Here is a 17,648-nt window from a genome sequence, read left to right as displayed (position 1 = left end):
AGTAATTTATTTGTTTATTTCAAAAACGGTATGGAAAGCGGATACTTCCATGTTTTTCCGTTCAGCCCTTTGATGCCTCCGATGATAGGGAACAGCAGACACAGGAAACAGCCTACTCCGAGTATCAGGAGAAGCAGAATACCGGCTCCTCCGCCGAATATGCCCAAGAGGACAGCCAATGGAGAACTCTGGTCGTTCTCATAATTCATATCGCTTATGGATACTATGCCGCTGAATATGAATATGATGAAGAGTACCGTCAGCACGATGCTGTACAGAAACCAACTGATGTACCAGTTCAGGATGTATTTACCTTGGCGGTTGACGGGTGCGGAACTCTCTTTGCCCATGATCCAAAGCACAATGGGGGTAATCCAGCCTACATACGGTATGAACATGGCGAAGTTCATCAGTGCCAGATAAGTATTTTCCGTCAGTCCCATGGGGAGTACGGTTGTGGGTTTACCCGCATCTTCTTCATCCAATATCTTTTTCTTTTCTTTTTCAAATTCTTCATCGTTCAACGCTCCGCTGTCGTGGAGGCGTTTCAGTTGTTCAAGCTTTTCGTAATCCATAATGATTGAGATTAGATGTTAATATAAAAAACCGAACATCCAGAGAGGTATCTGGTTGCCACGGCCAATTTCGGCCTTATGCAAAGCATATGTCACTCCGGGGTTGTTCTTGATCTTCGCCCCTTCGCAGCATATCTTGAAAGGCATCACTTCGTCTACCATGAACGAGGTGTTTTTGTCACCTTTGTGCACTTTATGGTCTTTCCACATCGTGTTTACAAAGAAAGTGTCCAGCACATCTTGTTCTTCCACCTTTACAGGGTAGATGGAATACATCAGATTGGGGTTGTGCAGCATAATCTTCGATGGTTTCTTGGGGAATTCTTCCCCTTTGGGATAGACCAGGTTGATCAGTCGTGCGTCGGCCAGATATTTGATGTAATTCATCACCGTGGCGCGTGATGTTTGTATGTCGCTTGCCAATTGGCTTACGTTTGGGGCCTTCGGCCCGTCTACAGCCAACAAATATAATAATTTTTTTATCTTTGAGAGATATTTTAGCTCAATTTGTTTAATAAGCAGGATATCTACTTCTACCATCATGTTCATGGTTTTGAGCAGATTCTCCGAGAAATTGCGTTTCTCAAGGAAGAAGGGGTAGAAACCGTGGTGGAGGTAGTCTTGAAAATAATCCAACGGGCGGACCTTTGAAAGTACTCCCTTGGCTATCTGTTCGTGGCTGCTTAATATCTCTTCGAGTGTATAATGGCGGAATTTCATGCCTGTTTGCAGGTTCAGAAATTCGCGGAACGAAAAGCCCCGGAGGTTGTAGCTCTTCACAATGTCGCGCAACTCCAGATTCTCTTCTTTGAGGCGCATGACGGATGAACCGGTGAATACAATTTTCAGATTGGGGAAACGGTCGTAGCACATACGCAATTCGCGGCTCCAGTCGGGATGCTTGAATACTTGGTCGATCAGCAATACCTTTCCGCCCCGTTTCTGGAATTCATTGGCGAAGTCGACGATACTGTGTCCGGAGAAATAGAAATTGTTCATGTTGATAAAGAGGCATGAACGGTCGGTTCCGAATTTCTCTTTGGCGTATTGAAGCAGGAAAGTGGTTTTTCCCACGCCACGTGTTCCTTTGATACCAATCAGTCGGTCACTCCAGTTTATTTCGTCCATCAAGTCGCGGCGGACCGGGGCATTGGTGTGCTCAACAAGGTAGGCATGTGTGCGGTAGAATGTTTCCATCTCTTTTCTTGGGTTTTTCGGGGGGCAAATATAAGCCTTTTTTTAGAAATTGCAAAGTAGAGATAGCAAAATTGTAGTTTCGTTTAGCAAGTTTATCTTTTGCTTCATTTTGTCAAAACGGTATTCCTGATAGGGTGGTAGAGGCGTTATTTCGGATCAACGGCAAGCTGCTTCTGAAAAAACGCAGCCAGTTCAATCGGGCAATTATGCTTTTGCTTGTCTACTTCAGTGTTTGCTTGCAAATATAAACATTGTTTTTTGTTTTCGGTAGTTTTTGCCGGTATTTGTTTGAAAAAGGGCTTCTTTTGTCAGTTCGAAATGCTCGCTCCGGAGGGAGCAAATAGAGACGGAGAAGGCGAAAAGAGCCTTTGTTGATGGGCTGTCAATCGTCACTCCGGGAGATGTGAAGGCTTTGCTTCGGAGAAGTGAAGTCTTTTCCCGGGGGAAGTGAAGTCTTTGCCCGGCGGAAAGTGACGGTTTGTCCCGCAGAAAATGACTTGTTTCTCGGTTTTATATGCATTTTTGTGCATATATTTGCAGGAAATTTCCCGGTTTTAATGCCAGTTGCTTCTTGGAGAGCAAAGGGCTTGTAAGTGAAAAACCGGAAATGGCAACAAAAGGACAGGGGATGATACGTTTAAGGAATTAAATGATAGTTTCTATCCCCGGGCATGGATGTATCTTAGGGTGAAAAACACGTAACTGTTCGTTGCCGTCACTCGCACAAGTCTCTGCATCCGGATGAATTCTGTTTAATTAATTGATGCTAATGTCGAATCTGCTTTACTTGTTTAATCCCGATCAGGATCTGGCTCTTGCCAGTGGCGAAGTCAATTATATGCCGCCTGCCTCCGCCTGCCGGATGGCGGAAGAGTTGGCGTTGCTCCCCGTATGGTTTGCGGACAGGCCGTGCGATGTGCTTGCTCCATCTGCCTATAATCAGTCTTTTCTGGAAGAGATGCTCGGCTTATTTCCGCTTCCCGCATCTTTGAGAACCCAAGCCGAAGATTTTTCGGAAGTACGTTCGGTGGTTCCCTGGGGATGGAATCCGGCACTCCGGAAACGTCTGCTTTCATTGGGAGTACCCGATGCTGCGATACCTTCGGTGGAGGATATAGGGCGGTTGTGCAATCTGTCCCATCGTTCGCAAGCCGTGAAGTTGTTGCCCGGTCTGCAAGTGGATAAAGCGTTTTGTGGAGAGTCTTGTTACCTGACCGCTTTGTCCGACTGCCGGGCATTTGTAGAGAGTCTGGAACGCTGTCTGCTTAAAGCCCCCTTGTCCGGAAGCGGTAAAGGGCTGAACTGGTGCAAGGGAGCGTTCACTCCTCTGATAGAGCATTGGTGTGCCCGGGTTATAGAGCAGCAGGGAGGAGTTGTCGGTGAACCTATATATAATAAGGTAGAAGATTTTGCCATGGAGTTTTATTCGGACGGAAAGGGGCGGATTACTTTTGCCGGATACTCTTTGTTCCGTACCAACGCTGGTGGAGCTTACGAAGGAAACCGGTTGCTGTCCGATGTGGAGATTGAACGAAGATTGTCGGCTTATGTGCCTGTGGCGGCTTTACGTCGGCTTCGGGAAGAGCTGCAAAGACGATTGTCCGTCTCTCTGGGGACGGAGTATGCCGGTTATCTGGGAGTAGATATGATGATTTGCCGATTCGCTCTCCTTCCGGAGTTTCGCATCCATCCTTGTGTGGAGATCAATCTGCGGATGAATATGGGACTTGTGTCCCGGATGATATACGACCGTTATGTATGGCCTGGGGCTGGCGGAACGTTTCGTATCTCTTATCATCCGTCTGACGGGCAAGCATTGCAGGAGCATGATGCAATGAAGGCCGCGCATCCGTCGCATACCCGAAACGGAAGGATAGTGAAAGGCTATCTGCCATTGGTGCCTGTCCGGAAGTCGAGTCGCTATCGTGCTTATATTCTGGTGGAAACCGGCGGATAAAGTTTTATATAGGTTGCTTTTATTATATATAATATCGTGATTATGATGCGAAAAGAGTGCTATTTTTCTTCCGGTCGGGCTGCCTCGCTTTCATTTCCGCAGCGGTCCACTGCCGTGACGGCAAAATACTTCCTGGCTGTCCATGGGCGGATGGGGGCGTACATGTAGTACGTATCCCGCAGATTCTGTACGAGAATATTTTCCGGATTCGTGATATCTACCGGATACGTATCCGATGCGTAGACCACGTACATCGGAGCGTTCCGCTTGTCATTATCTGTGGCAGCCTTCCAGTTGAGCCGGGTATATCCGTCGCCAGTGGAAACTACCCTTAGTTCCGACGGTGCGGTAGGAGCCGTATTGTCAATCCATGGCATGGGTGGCTGTAGTGCCGGATACTGATAGAAGTGATCCAGAAGGAGATCGTATACTCCCTGTGTGTTGTCCATCAAATACTTTACCCGATAATGCGCTTCGCCTGCCAAGTGGTTGGCGCGGATGAAATGTATCTGGCGTTCCACTTCTTCGGAGGTCCAGTTACCCTCGTCGGGATGAAGGAAGTAGATTCCCAGTCCGGGCACGATGTGGCGTCCGTTGCTTTGCTCCTGCCAGTCGAGCGCAAAGGGGTAGAAGCCGTTGCCACGGAAATACATCATCGGGTAGATCTGGTCTTGAATGCCTTCGCCCAGCCATCCCTGAGGATCCTGGTAGACGGTGAAAAAAGCATTCCAGCCTTTGGAGGAGTATCGTGACGTGTCGCGGTATTTCCCTACCGGACAGGTGCTCACCTTCACCCAGGGCTTCATGGCTTTCACTCCGTTATAGATGTAACGCACAATGTCCGTCAGGTTGTCACGGCGCCATTGTGCCAGCGAACGTCCTTTACCGTAGCGGCGGAAGTCGTAACTGTCCGGGAAGCGGGGCGCGTTTTCGGGATAGCGGAGGTAGTCGAAGTGTACTCCGTCCACGTCGTAGCGGCTGACCATTTCACGTACCAACTTCATCAGATACTCTTTGGTGGCGGGATGTCCGGGGTTGAGGAAATATTCGTTTTTATAAGGCACGCAGATGTCCCGCTGGCGTTTGGTTACCGATTGTTTGCCGAGTGAGGCTACGTGTCTCTTGCCTCCAAGTGGGATGGTCACCATCCAGGCATGACACTCCATACCCCGTTTGTGGCACTCTTCGATGGCGAAGGCCAAAGGGTCGTATCCGGGATCGCCGCCGACCTTGCCGGTCAGTATGGAGTTAAAAGGTTCAATGTCCGAACGGTAGAGTACATCTCCACGGGTACGTGTCTGGAAAAGGACTGTATTGAAGTTGGCTTCTTTCAGGCGGTCGAGGATGTCGATCAGCTCCTCCTTCTGCCGCCGGATGCCTGCGGGAGTGGTTGCTTTGGTGCGTGGCCAGTCCAGTCCGTAGACGGCAGTGATCCAGGCAGCCCGTACCTCGTGTTTCGGGGAGGTCTGCGCATGGAGCGGAAGTAAGGAGAGAAGAAAAAGAAAGAGGAGGGATGTTCCTCTTCCGGCTCTCTTTTTCACTGAGAAAGAGTCGTTATGGCTTTTATAGATGGTATTCATAAATATAATGGTTTTGATGTTCACCACAGATTACACGGATTAACACAGATTGATAATTTATTTCATTGAGAATCCGGTTAAAGAATCCGTATCAATTCGTATTAATCTGTGTAATCTGCGGTGAAACGTCTTTTAAACTGCCTTCCGTGGTGAACAGAAGTCCGCAAAGTTAGCAAAACCCTTTGTAAAGTTGTGTAGTTTCCACAGATTATGTTACATTTGCGCTGATTAACAATTCAACACGCCATGATTACATTTACAATTTGCCTGCTGGCATTGGTTGCAGGCTACTTCATTTACGGACGATTGGTGGAGCGTGTCTTTGGCCCCGACGACCGAAAGACCCCGGCACTGACACATGCCGATGGAGTGGATTATATTCCCCTTCCTACTTGGAAAATCTTTATGATTCAATTTTTAAACATAGCCGGTCTCGGTCCCATCTTTGGCGCAATTATGGGGGCGAAGTTTGGTACCGCTTCCTATTTGTGGATTGTATTGGGAAGTATCTTTGCCGGTGCTACACACGATTATTTCGCTGGAATGCTCTCTCTGCGTAACGGTGGTGAGAGCTTGCCTGAAATTGTCGGCCGTTATCTGGGGATGACTACCAAGCAGGTGATGCGGGGTTTTACCGTTGTCCTGATGATTCTGGTAGGTGCGGTCTTTGTGGCGGGACCGGCAGGACTGCTGGCGAAGTTGACTCCCGACAGTCTCGACACTACTTTCTGGATCATTGTGGTGTTCATCTATTATATTCTTGCCACTCTGCTTCCGGTCGATAAAATCATCGGAAAGATATATCCCTTGTTCGCTGCAGCTTTGTTGTTTATGGCGGTGGGTATCCTGGTGATGCTTTATGTTTATCATCCGGTCATCCCGGAGTTGTGGGACGGCTTACAGAATACTAATCCGGATGCAGCAGCGTTACCCATTTTCCCGATTATGTTTGTCAGTATTGCCTGTGGAGCCATCTCCGGATTTCATGCTACCCAAAGCCCGCTGATGGCACGTTGCATGACTTCCGAACGTCATGGACGTCCTGTCTTTTATGGTGCCATGATTACCGAGGGTATCGTGGCGCTGATCTGGGCTGCCGCCGCGACTTATTTTTATCGTGAACACGGTATGGAAGAGAACAATGCTTCTGTCATTGTAGACGCCATAACGAAAGGTTGGCTCGGTGCGGTAGGTGGGGTGCTTGCCATTCTGGGAGTGATTGCGGCGCCTATTACGTCGGGCGACACCGCGTTTCGTTCGGCACGCCTGATCGTAGCCGATTTCCTGAAACTGGAACAAAAAAGCATTCGTCGCCGTTTGTATATTTGTGTGCCGATGTTCGTTGCCGCCATCGGGCTGTTGCTTTACAGTTTGCGTGATAAAGACGGGTTTGACATGATCTGGCGTTATTTTGCCTGGGCCAACCAGACCTTATCGGTCTTTACTCTCTGGGCCATCACAGTCTACTTGGCACGTACCCGCAAGTGGTATGGTTTGACATTGGTTCCCGCTCTGTTTATGACAGCTGTCTGTTCCACTTATATCTGCATCGCCCCCGAAGGATTAGGACTGTCACATTGGGTTTCGTATGTGGCAGGAGGTGTTTGTACACTGATTGGAGCCGTTTGGTTTATTGTTTGGAAAAAAGGGATTTGATACTCGTATAAAAAATAAACTCGATATTCGTATAAAGATGAAGAAAGTAAAAAAGTCAACCTGGGTTACTGTCGCCTTGCTGATCTATGTATCTGCAACAGCGGCTTATCTGCTACCTCGCAATCATGAGGTGAGCGACACGGAGAAATATCTCACCCTGGCTGCTTCGTATGTCATTGTTCTGGTTCTTTGGCTGGTGCTGAGAAAAAAAGAACAGATGCAGCAGCGCCGCCGGGAGGAAGAACATATGAATAACCTGAAAAAGTAGAAACGTTATGAAGAAATTAATGTGGATCGTATGCCTGCTTGTCGTTTCAGTGACGGCACAGGCACAGTTTGAGAAAGGAAAGTGGATTGTGAATCCCTCGGTGACGGGACTTGGACTTTCGTACAGCAAGTCTGAGAAAACCCAGTTCGGATTGCAGGCGCAAGGCGGTGCTTTCTTGGTGGACAATGTGGCGTTGATGCTCACGGCTGGAGCCAATTGGAGCAAACCGGAAGATAAATACACACTGGGCGTGGGTGGCAGATATTATTTCGATAAGTGCGGCATTTATCTGGGGGCCGGATTGAAGATGAACCGCTATAACTGGAAAGTAGGAGACACGACCGACTTTGCCTTCGGTGCGGAGGCTGGCTATGCGTTTTTCCTGACACGGACTGTTACCATCGAACCGGCTGTCTATTATGATTTGAGTTTCAAAGACAGTGATTTGTCGAAGTTCGGACTGAAAGTAGGCTTCGGATTCTACTTCTGATTGTCGCATTTTAAAGAAGTCCCCGTTGGTTTTAAACCAACGGGGACTTCTTTAAACCTATTTGAAGCTCTCTAATTAGCTTGAACTACAGTGTATTAAGCTTTTCTTGCAGGAGCTGTCCCGTATAACTTGCCGCACAGGAAGCTACTTGTTCCGGCGTTCCGGTTGCCACAATATTGCCGCCTTTATCTCCGCCTTCCGGTCCGAGGTCTATCACATAATCAGCACATTTTATGACATCCATATTGTGTTCAATAATCACGATGGAGTGTCCGCGACGGATCAGCGCATCGAATGCGTCGAGCAACTTGCGTATATCGTGGAAGTGCAGTCCGGTGGTCGGTTCGTCGAAAATGAACAAAGTCGGGTCCGCTTTCTCCTGACTCAGGTAATAAGCCAGTTTCACGCGTTGGTTCTCTCCTCCCGAGAGGGTGGACGATGATTGTCCCAGCTTGATATATCCCAAACCGACATCTTGCAGGGGGATCAGTTTCTTTACGATCTTCTTTTGTCCGTGTTCCGTGAAGAACTCGATGGCTTGGTTGACCGTCATCTCCAGTACGTCATAAATGTTTTTATCCTGGAACTTCACTTCCAGCGTATCGGCTTTGAAGCGTTTGCCGTGGCACGATTCACACTCCAGCACCAGGTCGGCCATGAACTGCATCTCCACTGTGATGGTTCCGTCGCCTTTGCACTCTTCGCAGCGTCCGCCTTCGTTGTTAAAGCTGAAATGTCCTGCCGTATATCCCATTTGCTTGGCCAGTGGCTGATCTGCCCAAAGCTTACGGATTTCGTCGTATGCTTTGATGTAGGTCACCGGGTTCGAACGGGAGGATTTACCGATGGGGTTCTGATCGACAAACTCCACGTTGCGCAGGTTGCGCAGGTCGCCTTCGATGGAAACAAACTCTCCCGGACGCTCGCTACATTCATCCAGTTCGCGCTTCAGCGCACGGTAGAAGATGTCGCGTACCAGTGTGCTCTTTCCCGAACCGCTGACTCCTGTTACGACGGTCATCACATTGAGCGGGAAGCGTACGTCTACTCCTTTCAGGTTGTTTTCGCGTGCGCCTTTTATCTCGATATAGTTGTTCCACGGGCGGCGGTGTTCCGGTACGGGAATGTTTTCCTCGCCCAGCAGGTATTTCACAGTGTAACTGTTGCTGCCTTTCTGTAAATCTTTCATATCCCCCTGGTAGACTACCTGTCCGCCCAGCCGGCCGGCATTCGGGCCGATGTCGATGATGTAGTCCGCTGCACGTATGATCTCTTCGTCATGTTCCACCACTACTACCGTATTGCCCAACTGTTGGAGTTGGCGGAGTACGTGGATCAGGCGGTCCGTATCCCGGCTGTGAAGCCCGATACTGGGTTCGTCGAGGATGTAGAGACTGCCCACCAGACTGCTTCCCAGCGAAGTGGCCAGGTTGATGCGCTGGCTTTCACCGCCCGAGAGCGAATTACTGAGCCGGTTCAGGGTGAGATACCCCAATCCCACATCGATCAGGAAACGGATGCGGCTGTTGATCTCTGTCAGGATGCGGCGTGCCACGGCTTGGTCGTGTTCGTTCAGTTCAAGCGAATCGAAGAACTTCTGCAATTCGGTGATGGGCAGGTCCACCAGTTCCGAGATGTTTTTTCCACCTACGCGCACGTATCCCGCTTCGGGTTTCAGGCGGGTACCATGGCATTTCGGACAAAGCGTCTTTCCACGATAGCGTGCCAGCATCACACGATATTGAATCTTGTACTGGTTCTCTTCAAGCATCTTGAAAAAGTCGTTGATGCCGTGGAAATATTGGTTTCCTTCCCACAACACCCGGCGCTGTTCATCGGTCAGCTCGTAGTAAGGGGTGAAAATCGGGAAGTTGAATTTTTCTGCATTGTGAATCAGTTCTTCGCGCCATTCACCCATCTTCTCGCCCCGCCAGCAGACGATGGCTCCGTCGTAGACCGACAACGAACGGTTGGGCACTACCAGATGTTCGTCGATGCCGATCACCTTGCCGAATCCTTCGCATACCGGACAGGCACCGATCGGTGAGTTGAACGAAAACATCTGGTCGTTCGGTTCTTCAAATATGATGCCGTCGGCCTCGAACTTGGTGCTGAAGGTGTGAAGCCGGGTTGATCCGTCCGGTTGATAAAAGCGAAGCATACACATGCCATTGCCTTCGTACATGGCTGTTTCGGCCGAGTCGGTCAGGCGGCTGACGGCATCCTTGGTTGTTGCCACCGTCATTCGGTCGACGAGAAGGTACACCACATCGTCTTTGCCGGCAGCGTATTCGTCGATACGCACCATCTCACCGTTCACTTCAAGACGGTTGAAACCTTGTTTCTGGTCGATCTCCAATTGCTGTTCAAGTGTGCGTCCGTCGTGCAGGAAAATCTGCGTCAACACCGTGTAGCGGGTTCCTTCGGGATATGAGAGCATGCAGTTTACAATGTCCTCGATGGAGTGTTTTTTCACTTCTTCACCGCTGACAGGGCTGTAGGTTTTGCCCACACGGGCATAAAGCAGGCGCAGGTACTCGTAGATTTCGGTCGAAGTACCCACCGTGGAGCGCGGGTTGCGGCTGTTTACCTTCTGTTCGATGGCGATGGCAGGCGGAATCCCTTTGATAAAGTCACATTCCGGTTTGCTCATTCGGCCCAGGAACTGGCGGGCATAACTGCTGAGGCTTTCTACATAGCGGCGCTGTCCCTCGGCATAGAGGGTGTCGAAAGCAAGCGATGATTTTCCGGAACCGGAAAGGCCGGTTATCACCACCTGTTTATTGCGGGGAATGTTTACGTCAATATTCTTCAGATTGTTGACTCTGGCCCCCTTTATGGAGATGTATTTACTGTCAGTCATAAGCGTTTTCGTTACTTGGACTGCAAAGATAACGAGTCGGAAACGTTTAACCTAACAGAGAAAGGAACTTTTATCTTAAAAACACCTTGCGAATAGTGAATTGCTCGCTTAGCCGTTGCAAATGAGGAGCAAAATTGTATCTTTGCACCACATTTTTATGAAACCGATTATGAACCTGAGAAAATTGATTCTTCTTTTAGCTCTCTTCCTTGCAACAGGAGTGGGGGCACAAATCCAACAACAAAGCCCTTATCCGAAGAGAGAATTCCGCGGAGCGTGGATACAGGCAGTGAATGGTCAGTTCCGTGGCATACCTACCGAGAAGCTGAAACAGACACTCATTGATCAGCTCAACTCTTTGCAGGGAGCAGGTATCAATGCAATCATATTTCAGGTGCGCCCCGAAGCGGATGCCTTGTATGCTTCGCAATTGGAGCCGTGGAGCCGTTTCCTGACCGGTGTGCAGGGACAGGCACCTTCGCCTTATTGGGACCCGATGCAGTTTATGATTGACGAATGCCATAAACGGGGAATGGAGTTCCATGCGTGGATCAACCCTTACCGGGTAAAGACATCGCTCAAGAGTGAACTGGCAGCCAATCACTTGTACAATATCCATCCTGAATGGTTTGTCACCTACAATAATCAATTGTATTTTGATCCGGCATTGCCCGAGAGCCGCCGTCACATCTGTATGGTGGTGGCAGACATTGTTTCGCGTTACGATGTGGATGCCATCCATATGGACGACTACTTTTATCCTTATCCGGCAAAGGGCGTCGACTTCCCCGATGATGCGAGCTTTGCCCGTTACGGCGGAGGATTCACCAACCGTGCCGACTGGCGCCGAAGCAACGTGAACATACTGATCCAGAAGATTCATGAAACCATCCGTGGCTTGAAACCTTGGGTGAAGTTCGGTATCAGTCCGTTCGGTATTTACCGTAACGAGAAGAACGATCCGTTGGGTAGTAAAACAAATGGTTTGCAGAATTACGATGACCTGTATGCCGATGTATTGCTCTGGGCGCGTAATGGCTGGGTGGATTATAACATCCCGCAGATATACTGGCAGATAGGTCACCCCGCTGCCGATTATGAAACCCTGGTGAAGTGGTGGGCAAAGAATACGGAGAACCGTCCTTTGTTCATCGGCCAATCCGTAATGAATACGGTTCAGAATGCCGATCCGAAAAATCCGTCCATCAATCAGTTGCCTCGTAAGATGGCTCTGGAAAGAGCTTATCAGACTATCGGCGGAAGTTGCCAATGGCCGGCAAGCGCTGTGGTGGAAAATGCCGGGAAGTATCGGGACGCACTTGTGCAAGAGTATCATAAGTATCCTGCTCTGGTTCCTGTCTTCGATTTTATGGACGATAAGGCTCCGGGCAAGGTGCGTAAAGTGAAAAAAGTGTGGACGGAAGATGGCTATATGCTTTTCTGGACTGCTCCGAAAGCAAAAGACGAGATGGACCGTGCCGTGCAATATGTGGTTTACCGTTTTGATGGAAAAGAGAAAGTGAACATTGATGACGCTTCGCATATCGTTGCCATTACCCGAAACAATTTCTATAAACTTCCCTACGATGACGGAAAGACCAAATACCGTTATGTTGTGACAGCACTCGACCGCTTGCACAATGAATCGAAATCGGTAAGTAAGAAGGTGAAATTATAAAGTAGTTCACCACAGAGTTCCACAGAGAGTTTATTTTCTATAATTTTACCTCTGTGGAACTCTGTGGTTCATCAATCCTCTCCTAATATAATATCAGTCCTGCTATTCCGCAGGCAATAATCATCAGAATCGGGTTGGCATTGTACTTTTTCGTTCCGATAAAGGCCACTAAGAAGATGATAATGCTGATTACAAATGTATAAGTATCCCCTGTCGGTGAACCGAAATTCTCCGTATTCATCAAGACCAGTGCTGCCGACGCCAGCAGTCCTACTACGGCAGGTCGGAGTCCGCTGAAAACAGCTTCTACGGCAGGATGTTTTTGGTATTTCAGAAAAAACTTACTGATGGTGAGCATCAGGATAAAAGAGGGGAGCACTACTGCAAACGTGGCGATGACAGATCCCCAGACACTGCCTGTAGCCGTAAAACCCACATAAGTGGCGGCATTGATACCAATAGGTCCGGGAGTGGATTGACTGATGGCTACAATATCGGTAAACTCCTGAGTGCTAACCCAGTCATAGCGTGTCACGACTTCACCCTGAATCATCGAGAGCATGGCGTATCCGCCTCCGAAGCCAAATAGTCCGATCTTGAAGAATGTATAAAAGAGTTGCAGGTAGATCATAATGTTTAAATGTCAAAGTGGATGATTAGCGATGTGACTGTTTCCATTTTCCCCAGCAGAAGCCGCCTACGCCTGCCGCGATGATAATCCAGATAGGAGAGAAGCCCAGTAACCAGATAAGCAGGGCGGAAACAACCGGAATCCAGATTGTATACCGGTTGACTTTGGCAGATCTCGCCATACTGAAAGTGGGTGCCGCGATCAGTGCGACCACCGCCGGGCGGATACCCTTGAAGATACGTTCTACGATGGGGTTATCTTTGAAATTATGGAAAAACATGGCAATGGCCAGTATGATGATGAACGACGGAAGCACCGTTCCAAGGGCAGTTACAAGGCTCCCGCGTATGCCACGCAGTTTATATCCGATAAAGATAGAAATGTTCACGGCCAGAATGCCTGGTGCGGACTGGGATATGGCAAGCAGATCAACGAAGTCATCCTTGGAAATCCAGTTCCGTTTGGTTACGATTTCGTTTTCTATCAGAGGTACCATGGCATAGCCACCTCCGATAGTAAAGGCACCAATCTTGAAAAAGATGCCGAACGCTTCAAGATAAATATTCATTTAATATTATTACTTTTATTCTCTTTTTTCTTACTCTTGTGGGGCTTCTTCCTTATCCTCTTTGGAGTACTTACTGGGACTCATTTTAAAATGTTTCTTGAACACTTCCCGGAAATACTTGACGTCACTGAATCCCGTCATCTCGGATATTTCGGTGATGGAGTGTTGTCCGGTCTTTAATAATGTTGCAGCCCGTTTCAGGCGGATCAGTCTGATATAATCTCCGGGAGCCTGATCGGTCAATGCCTTTAGCTTATTATAGAAGCTCGTGCGGCTCATATTCAAAAGGTTGCAGAGTATATCTACATTGAAGGCGGGATTGTCTATGTTTTCTTCGACACTCTTCTTGACCGTAGCAATGAATTTCCAGTCGAGATCTGTTGCACAGTTGGGAGAGGACTCCTCCTCTTCGCTGACTTCAAGGTTGGCATATTTGCTTTTCAGCAGTGCGCGGTTTGTCAGCAAGTTGGCAACGGTTGCTTTCAGGATGCCGATGTTGAACGGCTTGACTATGTATTCGTCTGCTCCTATTTTCAGCCCTTCCAGGATATTCTTTTCGTCATTCAGTGCTGTAAGCAGAATGATGGGAATGTGTGAAGTTTCGATATCATTCTTTATGGCGGCGCAAAGTTCGTCACCTTGCATCTCCGGCATCATGATATCCGAAATGATCAATTCCGGCATGTACTCTTTTACGATAGTCAGTGCCTCTTTACCATTGCTACAAGTCTGGATGGTATAATTATCCGATAAGGTGTGGGTGAGGTAATTACGCAATTCATCATTGTCTTCAACGATCAATAAGCGTTGCAGGTTCTGGTCATGCTGCTTTTTCGCCTTTTCGTAAATATCGGCAGGAGAAACAGGAGGTACTTGTTCTGTGCTGAGTTCCCGGCCCCGAGTAGCCAGATGTGCTTTATGGAAATGCTTGTTGTCCTTCGGGAAAGTCACTTTGATAGACGAACCCTGATGTTCTACACTGTTAAGGTTGATTTTTCCTTTATGCAGATGAACCAGTTTCCATACAAGCATCAATCCGATGCCACTTCCGGTTACTTTGGAATTGACTGCATTGCTTCCCCGGAAATGTATCTTGAATAATTTTTTTTGTTCGTTGGCAGGGATTCCGATACCTGTATCATTTACCTCAACGCTCCACATATCGTTTGTTTCAGAAGCGTAAATGTGTACGCTGCCGTTTTCAGGAGTATATTTCAGGGCATTCGAGATGATGTTTTTCAGGATTGAATCCATCTTCTCTTTATCAATCCATACGTTCAAGTAACGAAAATTGCTTTCGTATGTGAAGTTAATATGCTTCACACTTGCGTATGGACGGAATGCGTTGAAAGTTTCCGTCAGATAGGTATTTAGTTCATATTCTGAAATATAAAGTTCCGATGAATATACGTCTGCCCGTTCAAAGTTGATCAGATTAGTGGTCAGACGTAGTAGGGCATTTACATTTCTTAGTGCCGTATTCATGTTGCTGATGCCGTCTTTCGTCAATGCTTCTCGTTCGCGTATCTCCTCAAGTGGGGCTTTGATCAATGTCAGCGGAGTACGGATGTCATGTGCCGTATTGATGAAGAAATGAATTTTCTCGTCCGATATTTTTCTTTGCTTTCGTAAGATAATAATACGGAGAGCAATGATGGCAATCACAGCCACTGCGACTGCGTAGATGAATATGGCCCAGAAACTGAGCCAAATAGGCTGGGCAATACTGATTTTCATGGTACGCTCCTCAAGCACAATACGTTTATCTTCATTAGATACTGCGCGGATATGAAGTGTATATTCTCCTGGGCTCAAGTTTGTGAAACGAATTATGTTTTCATTTCCGGGACGACTCCACTGATCGTAGAATCCTTCCAGTTTCCACGAATATAAGATGTTTGACGGATAATCGTAATTGATTGACGATACTTTGAGTGAAAAGATATTTTGGCTGTAACTTAGTTCCAGTTCTTTGGTATCATCGATATCTGTACTTAACGGAGAATTCTCGTCACCGGGATAGACCGTTTGATAAAAGATCGTCAGATCACTGAGTACCATTTTGGAATTATACTTTCTAGGTATCTTCATCGTTCTGCTAAATTCGATAGCACCGTCGGAACTACCGAATATAAAGTTTCCGTTTTTGCGCAATGTACCTGCTTCGGCATTGAAATGACTGGCCATCAGTCCCTGATCCCTGGTCCAGTTGTGAAACAACTTCTCAGCAGGATAATAGCTGGTCAGTCCGTTTTCTGTGCTCATGACGATATCTTCGTCTGCATCCGAAAGTATTGCGTATATATTGTTGGAAATCAATGCGCAGTTGTCTCTATGGTAATGTGTGAAATTTCTCTTTTCCGGATCGTATATCAGTAATCCCGAACCACTGGTTCCGATATATAAAAGTCCATTTTTTGCTTGATATAGCGAATAAATATACATTGATTCTACAGGAAGGTCTATACGTTGGTACTTGCCGGATTCTTTTTCAAGTAGGTAGAGTCCTGTAGCCGTGCCTATCCACATCTGTTCGCTGTCTTTTTCTATAATGGAGGTGATGGAATTTAGTCTTGGGTATAAGCGGAGGGTTCTGTCTTCAAGATTGATACGCTTCAGATTGTAGTAGCCTCCTGACCAAATATCGCCGTTGTTCGTTTTCATAATAGAACGGATATATTTATCCGGCCGTATATTTATCCCATATAGTGCGGACGGGGTCACATACTCGACAGACAAGGTATGTTTATTTATCTGGTAAATCCCTGAACTATAGCCGGCAGCCCATATAATTCCCGGCCTTACTTCACATAAGGTAATGAATATATGGTTTTTATTACGTTCATTCTTTTCAAAGGAGCTCATGAACGAATGCCATGTCCCATTGGCGGAGTTGTAGTAACTGATACCATTGTTGGTACCGTACCATAAATCTCCGTCACTGTCTTCAATGATTGAGTTTACCTGGTCATTGATTAATGATTGCTTGTTCCCAATCGAATGCTTTATCCAATTATAGCTTGAATAACGGTTGTTACGTATCGTGATACCGATTGGGTAGTTGGCAAGCCAGATGCGTTGTTCGTCATCCACATAAAAGTCAGGAATATTGTTGCCATTCATCTCATTGTGCTGGTTGTAGTCGGCTACGATGTATGGAGTAGTCAAATAAGAGTTTACATTTATCTTATATACTCCTGCACCGTCTGTTGCAACCAACAATTCGTTGTTGTTCAATGGCTTAATTCGTGTGATGCTGACATCTGTCAGGCTCATTCGGGGCTGGATACTTTGTTTGGTATTCATGTCGTAGACATATATACCACGTTCAAAAGTACCGATGAATAATTTATGTGAAGGGCGGTGGAAATAAAGTTCATTGATCTGTATCGGTAGATTGTCGAGTTTGTCACACGGAAGCAAATGCAATGCCTGATTCTTTAGTTCAGCGTGATGAATGCCCTGTTCCGTACCGATAAAGAAATGTGTTTCGTCTATTTGTTCGATATCTGTGATATCTTCTTCGATTTCATTTTTTATCTGTAGGGTTTGCTGCGTATGGGTGTTGTATAGATAAAGATATTCATCGTTGCACAGCCAGATGTTGTTATTCTTGTCGATGAAGCTGTAGCTGATGGGAGCGGGGTGGTCTTTGACCACGTCTTCCGGTAGCTTGTAGACAAGTGTGAATTCATCCCGTAACGGGTCGTAACGGAACACCTTTCCTTTCTTTCCTATTTCCCATAAGGTATTTTCGTGGTCCAGATATAGCCAATTCAGGTTAAGCAGTGAATTCAGTTCTTCACCGTTATCCATCAATTTATATCGTTTGAACTCTTTGCCATCATATCTGTCCACACCTTCATGGGTAAGGAACCACATATATCCCTTTTTATCTTTTTGGATGTAATATACCCTCCGGTTGCTTAACCCATCCTCTACACCGATATATTTGTAGGTTTGTGCAGAGACCATAAGAGGCAATAAGAGCAGAAGAAAAAGAATTTTTTTCATACAAGCTGGAATCCTTTAATGATTATTCTTTCGGGGGGCGAATGATTTTACAAAATTAATAAAAAGAGTGGAGAAGTGCAAACTTTACGAAAGGATTTGTTACGGACGCTGAATGACGAAAAAGGGCGGACCTCACTTTGAGACCCGCCCTTCTTTATTGTTGCATATCCT

At 47.1% G+C, this 17,648-nt stretch carries 12 protein-coding genes; 5 read left to right on the top strand and 7 right to left on the bottom strand.

All coding sequences use genetic code 11. The features are described 5' to 3' along the window. Nucleotides 1–14: 14 nt before the first annotated feature. Nucleotides 15–575 (bottom strand): DUF4870 domain-containing protein, encoded by a 561-nt coding sequence (locus FDF36_RS06690; RefSeq protein ID WP_220390797.1) that lies wholly within the window; start codon nt 573–575, stop codon nt 15–17. A gap of 18 nt (nt 576–593) precedes the next feature. Further along, on the bottom strand, nt 594–1,772 hold the full coding sequence (locus FDF36_RS06685; protein ID WP_005780701.1) for an ATP-binding protein: 1,179 nt from the start codon (nt 1,770–1,772) through the stop codon (nt 594–596). Nucleotides 1,773–2,541: 769 nt separating this feature from the next. On the opposite strand from FDF36_RS06685, the gene FDF36_RS06680 reads away from it, so the two are divergent. Beyond that, entirely contained in the window at nt 2,542–3,729 is a 1,188-nt protein-coding gene (locus FDF36_RS06680) for a hypothetical protein (protein WP_220390796.1), read from the top strand. A 59-nt stretch (nt 3,730–3,788) separates the two neighbouring features. On the opposite strand, the gene FDF36_RS06675 is transcribed toward FDF36_RS06680, so the two are convergent. Beyond that, on the bottom strand, nt 3,789–5,309 hold the full coding sequence (locus FDF36_RS06675; protein ID WP_220390795.1) for a glycoside hydrolase family 10-like protein: 1,521 nt from the start codon (nt 5,307–5,309) through the stop codon (nt 3,789–3,791). Nucleotides 5,310–5,555: 246 nt separating this feature from the next. Here FDF36_RS06675 and FDF36_RS06670 point away from each other — a divergent pair, with 246 nt between their 5' ends. Genes FDF36_RS06670 through FDF36_RS06660 form a run of 3 tightly spaced genes read left to right on the top strand, consistent with a single transcriptional unit; the run spans nt 5,556 to nt 7,723 of the window. Then, the gene (locus FDF36_RS06670; protein WP_220390794.1) at nt 5,556–6,965 is read left to right on the top strand and encodes a carbon starvation CstA family protein; all 1,410 of its coding nucleotides are present in this window, start codon (nt 5,556–5,558) and stop codon (nt 6,963–6,965) included. A 37-nt stretch (nt 6,966–7,002) separates the two neighbouring features. After that, on the top strand, nt 7,003–7,233 hold the full coding sequence (locus FDF36_RS06665; RefSeq protein ID WP_005780694.1) for a hypothetical protein: 231 nt from the start codon (nt 7,003–7,005) through the stop codon (nt 7,231–7,233). Between the two features lie 7 nt (nt 7,234–7,240). After that, entirely contained in the window at nt 7,241–7,723 is a 483-nt protein-coding gene (locus FDF36_RS06660; protein ID WP_005780691.1) for an outer membrane beta-barrel protein, read from the top strand. Between the two features lie 85 nt (nt 7,724–7,808). On the opposite strand, the gene uvrA is transcribed toward FDF36_RS06660, so the two are convergent. Beyond that, complete coding sequence (gene uvrA, locus FDF36_RS06655; protein ID WP_220390793.1) at nt 7,809–10,586, bottom strand: excinuclease ABC subunit UvrA; 2,778 nt, start codon at nt 10,584–10,586, stop codon at nt 7,809–7,811. A gap of 169 nt (nt 10,587–10,755) precedes the next feature. Here uvrA and FDF36_RS06650 point away from each other — a divergent pair, with 169 nt between their 5' ends. After that, nucleotides 10,756–12,264: a glycoside hydrolase family 10-like protein gene (locus FDF36_RS06650; protein ID WP_005807709.1), complete on the top strand. Its 1,509-nt coding sequence runs from the start codon at nt 10,756–10,758 to the stop codon at nt 12,262–12,264. Nucleotides 12,265–12,346: 82 nt separating this feature from the next. Here FDF36_RS06650 and FDF36_RS06645 read toward each other — a convergent pair whose 3' ends face one another. The 3 genes from FDF36_RS06645 to FDF36_RS06635 are packed head-to-tail and all read right to left on the bottom strand — an operon-like array spanning nt 12,347 to nt 17,477. Next, nucleotides 12,347–12,895: a chromate transporter gene (locus FDF36_RS06645; RefSeq protein WP_005780686.1), complete on the bottom strand. Its 549-nt coding sequence runs from the start codon at nt 12,893–12,895 to the stop codon at nt 12,347–12,349. 25 nt (nt 12,896–12,920) lie between these two features. After that, nucleotides 12,921–13,463, bottom strand: coding sequence for a chromate transporter (locus FDF36_RS06640; protein ID WP_220390792.1), 543 nt, complete (start codon nt 13,461–13,463; stop codon nt 12,921–12,923). 30 nt (nt 13,464–13,493) lie between these two features. Further along, nucleotides 13,494–17,477, bottom strand: a complete 3,984-nt coding sequence (locus FDF36_RS06635; protein WP_220390791.1) for a hybrid sensor histidine kinase/response regulator — start codon at nt 17,475–17,477, stop codon at nt 13,494–13,496. Nucleotides 17,478–17,648 lie beyond the last annotated feature (171 nt).

The sequence above is a fragment of the Bacteroides fragilis genome, assembly GCF_019583405.1.
In the GTDB taxonomy this organism is placed as follows: domain Bacteria; phylum Bacteroidota; class Bacteroidia; order Bacteroidales; family Bacteroidaceae; genus Bacteroides; species Bacteroides fragilis_B.
Note: the sequence above shows the minus strand (reverse complement) of the source record. Positions and strands in the feature narration are given on the sequence as shown.

Bases quoted from the DNA above. Each gene is read 5' to 3' on its own strand.
- FDF36_RS06690 (WP_220390797.1), bottom strand. From the start codon at position 575: ATGGATTACGAAAAGCTTGAACAACTGAAACGCCTCCACGACAGCGGA.
- FDF36_RS06675 (WP_220390795.1), bottom strand. From the start codon at position 5,309: ATGAATACCATCTATAAAAGCCATAACGACTCTTTCTCAGTGAAAAAG.
- FDF36_RS06660 (WP_005780691.1), top strand. From the start codon at position 7,241: ATGAAGAAATTAATGTGGATCGTATGCCTGCTTGTCGTTTCAGTGACG.
- FDF36_RS06665 (WP_005780694.1), top strand. From the start codon at position 7,003: ATGAAGAAAGTAAAAAAGTCAACCTGGGTTACTGTCGCCTTGCTGATC.
- FDF36_RS06645 (WP_005780686.1), bottom strand. From the start codon at position 12,895: ATGATCTACCTGCAACTCTTTTATACATTCTTCAAGATCGGACTATTT.
- FDF36_RS06680 (WP_220390796.1), top strand. From the start codon at position 2,542: ATGTCGAATCTGCTTTACTTGTTTAATCCCGATCAGGATCTGGCTCTT.
- FDF36_RS06635 (WP_220390791.1), bottom strand. From the start codon at position 17,477: ATGAAAAAAATTCTTTTTCTTCTGCTCTTATTGCCTCTTATGGTCTCT.
- FDF36_RS06670 (WP_220390794.1), top strand. From the start codon at position 5,556: ATGATTACATTTACAATTTGCCTGCTGGCATTGGTTGCAGGCTACTTC.
- FDF36_RS06640 (WP_220390792.1), bottom strand. From the start codon at position 13,463: ATGAATATTTATCTTGAAGCGTTCGGCATCTTTTTCAAGATTGGTGCC.
- FDF36_RS06650 (WP_005807709.1), top strand. From the start codon at position 10,756: ATGAACCTGAGAAAATTGATTCTTCTTTTAGCTCTCTTCCTTGCAACA.
- FDF36_RS06685 (WP_005780701.1), bottom strand. From the start codon at position 1,772: ATGGAAACATTCTACCGCACACATGCCTACCTTGTTGAGCACACCAAT.
- uvrA (WP_220390793.1), bottom strand. From the start codon at position 10,586: ATGACTGACAGTAAATACATCTCCATAAAGGGGGCCAGAGTCAACAAT.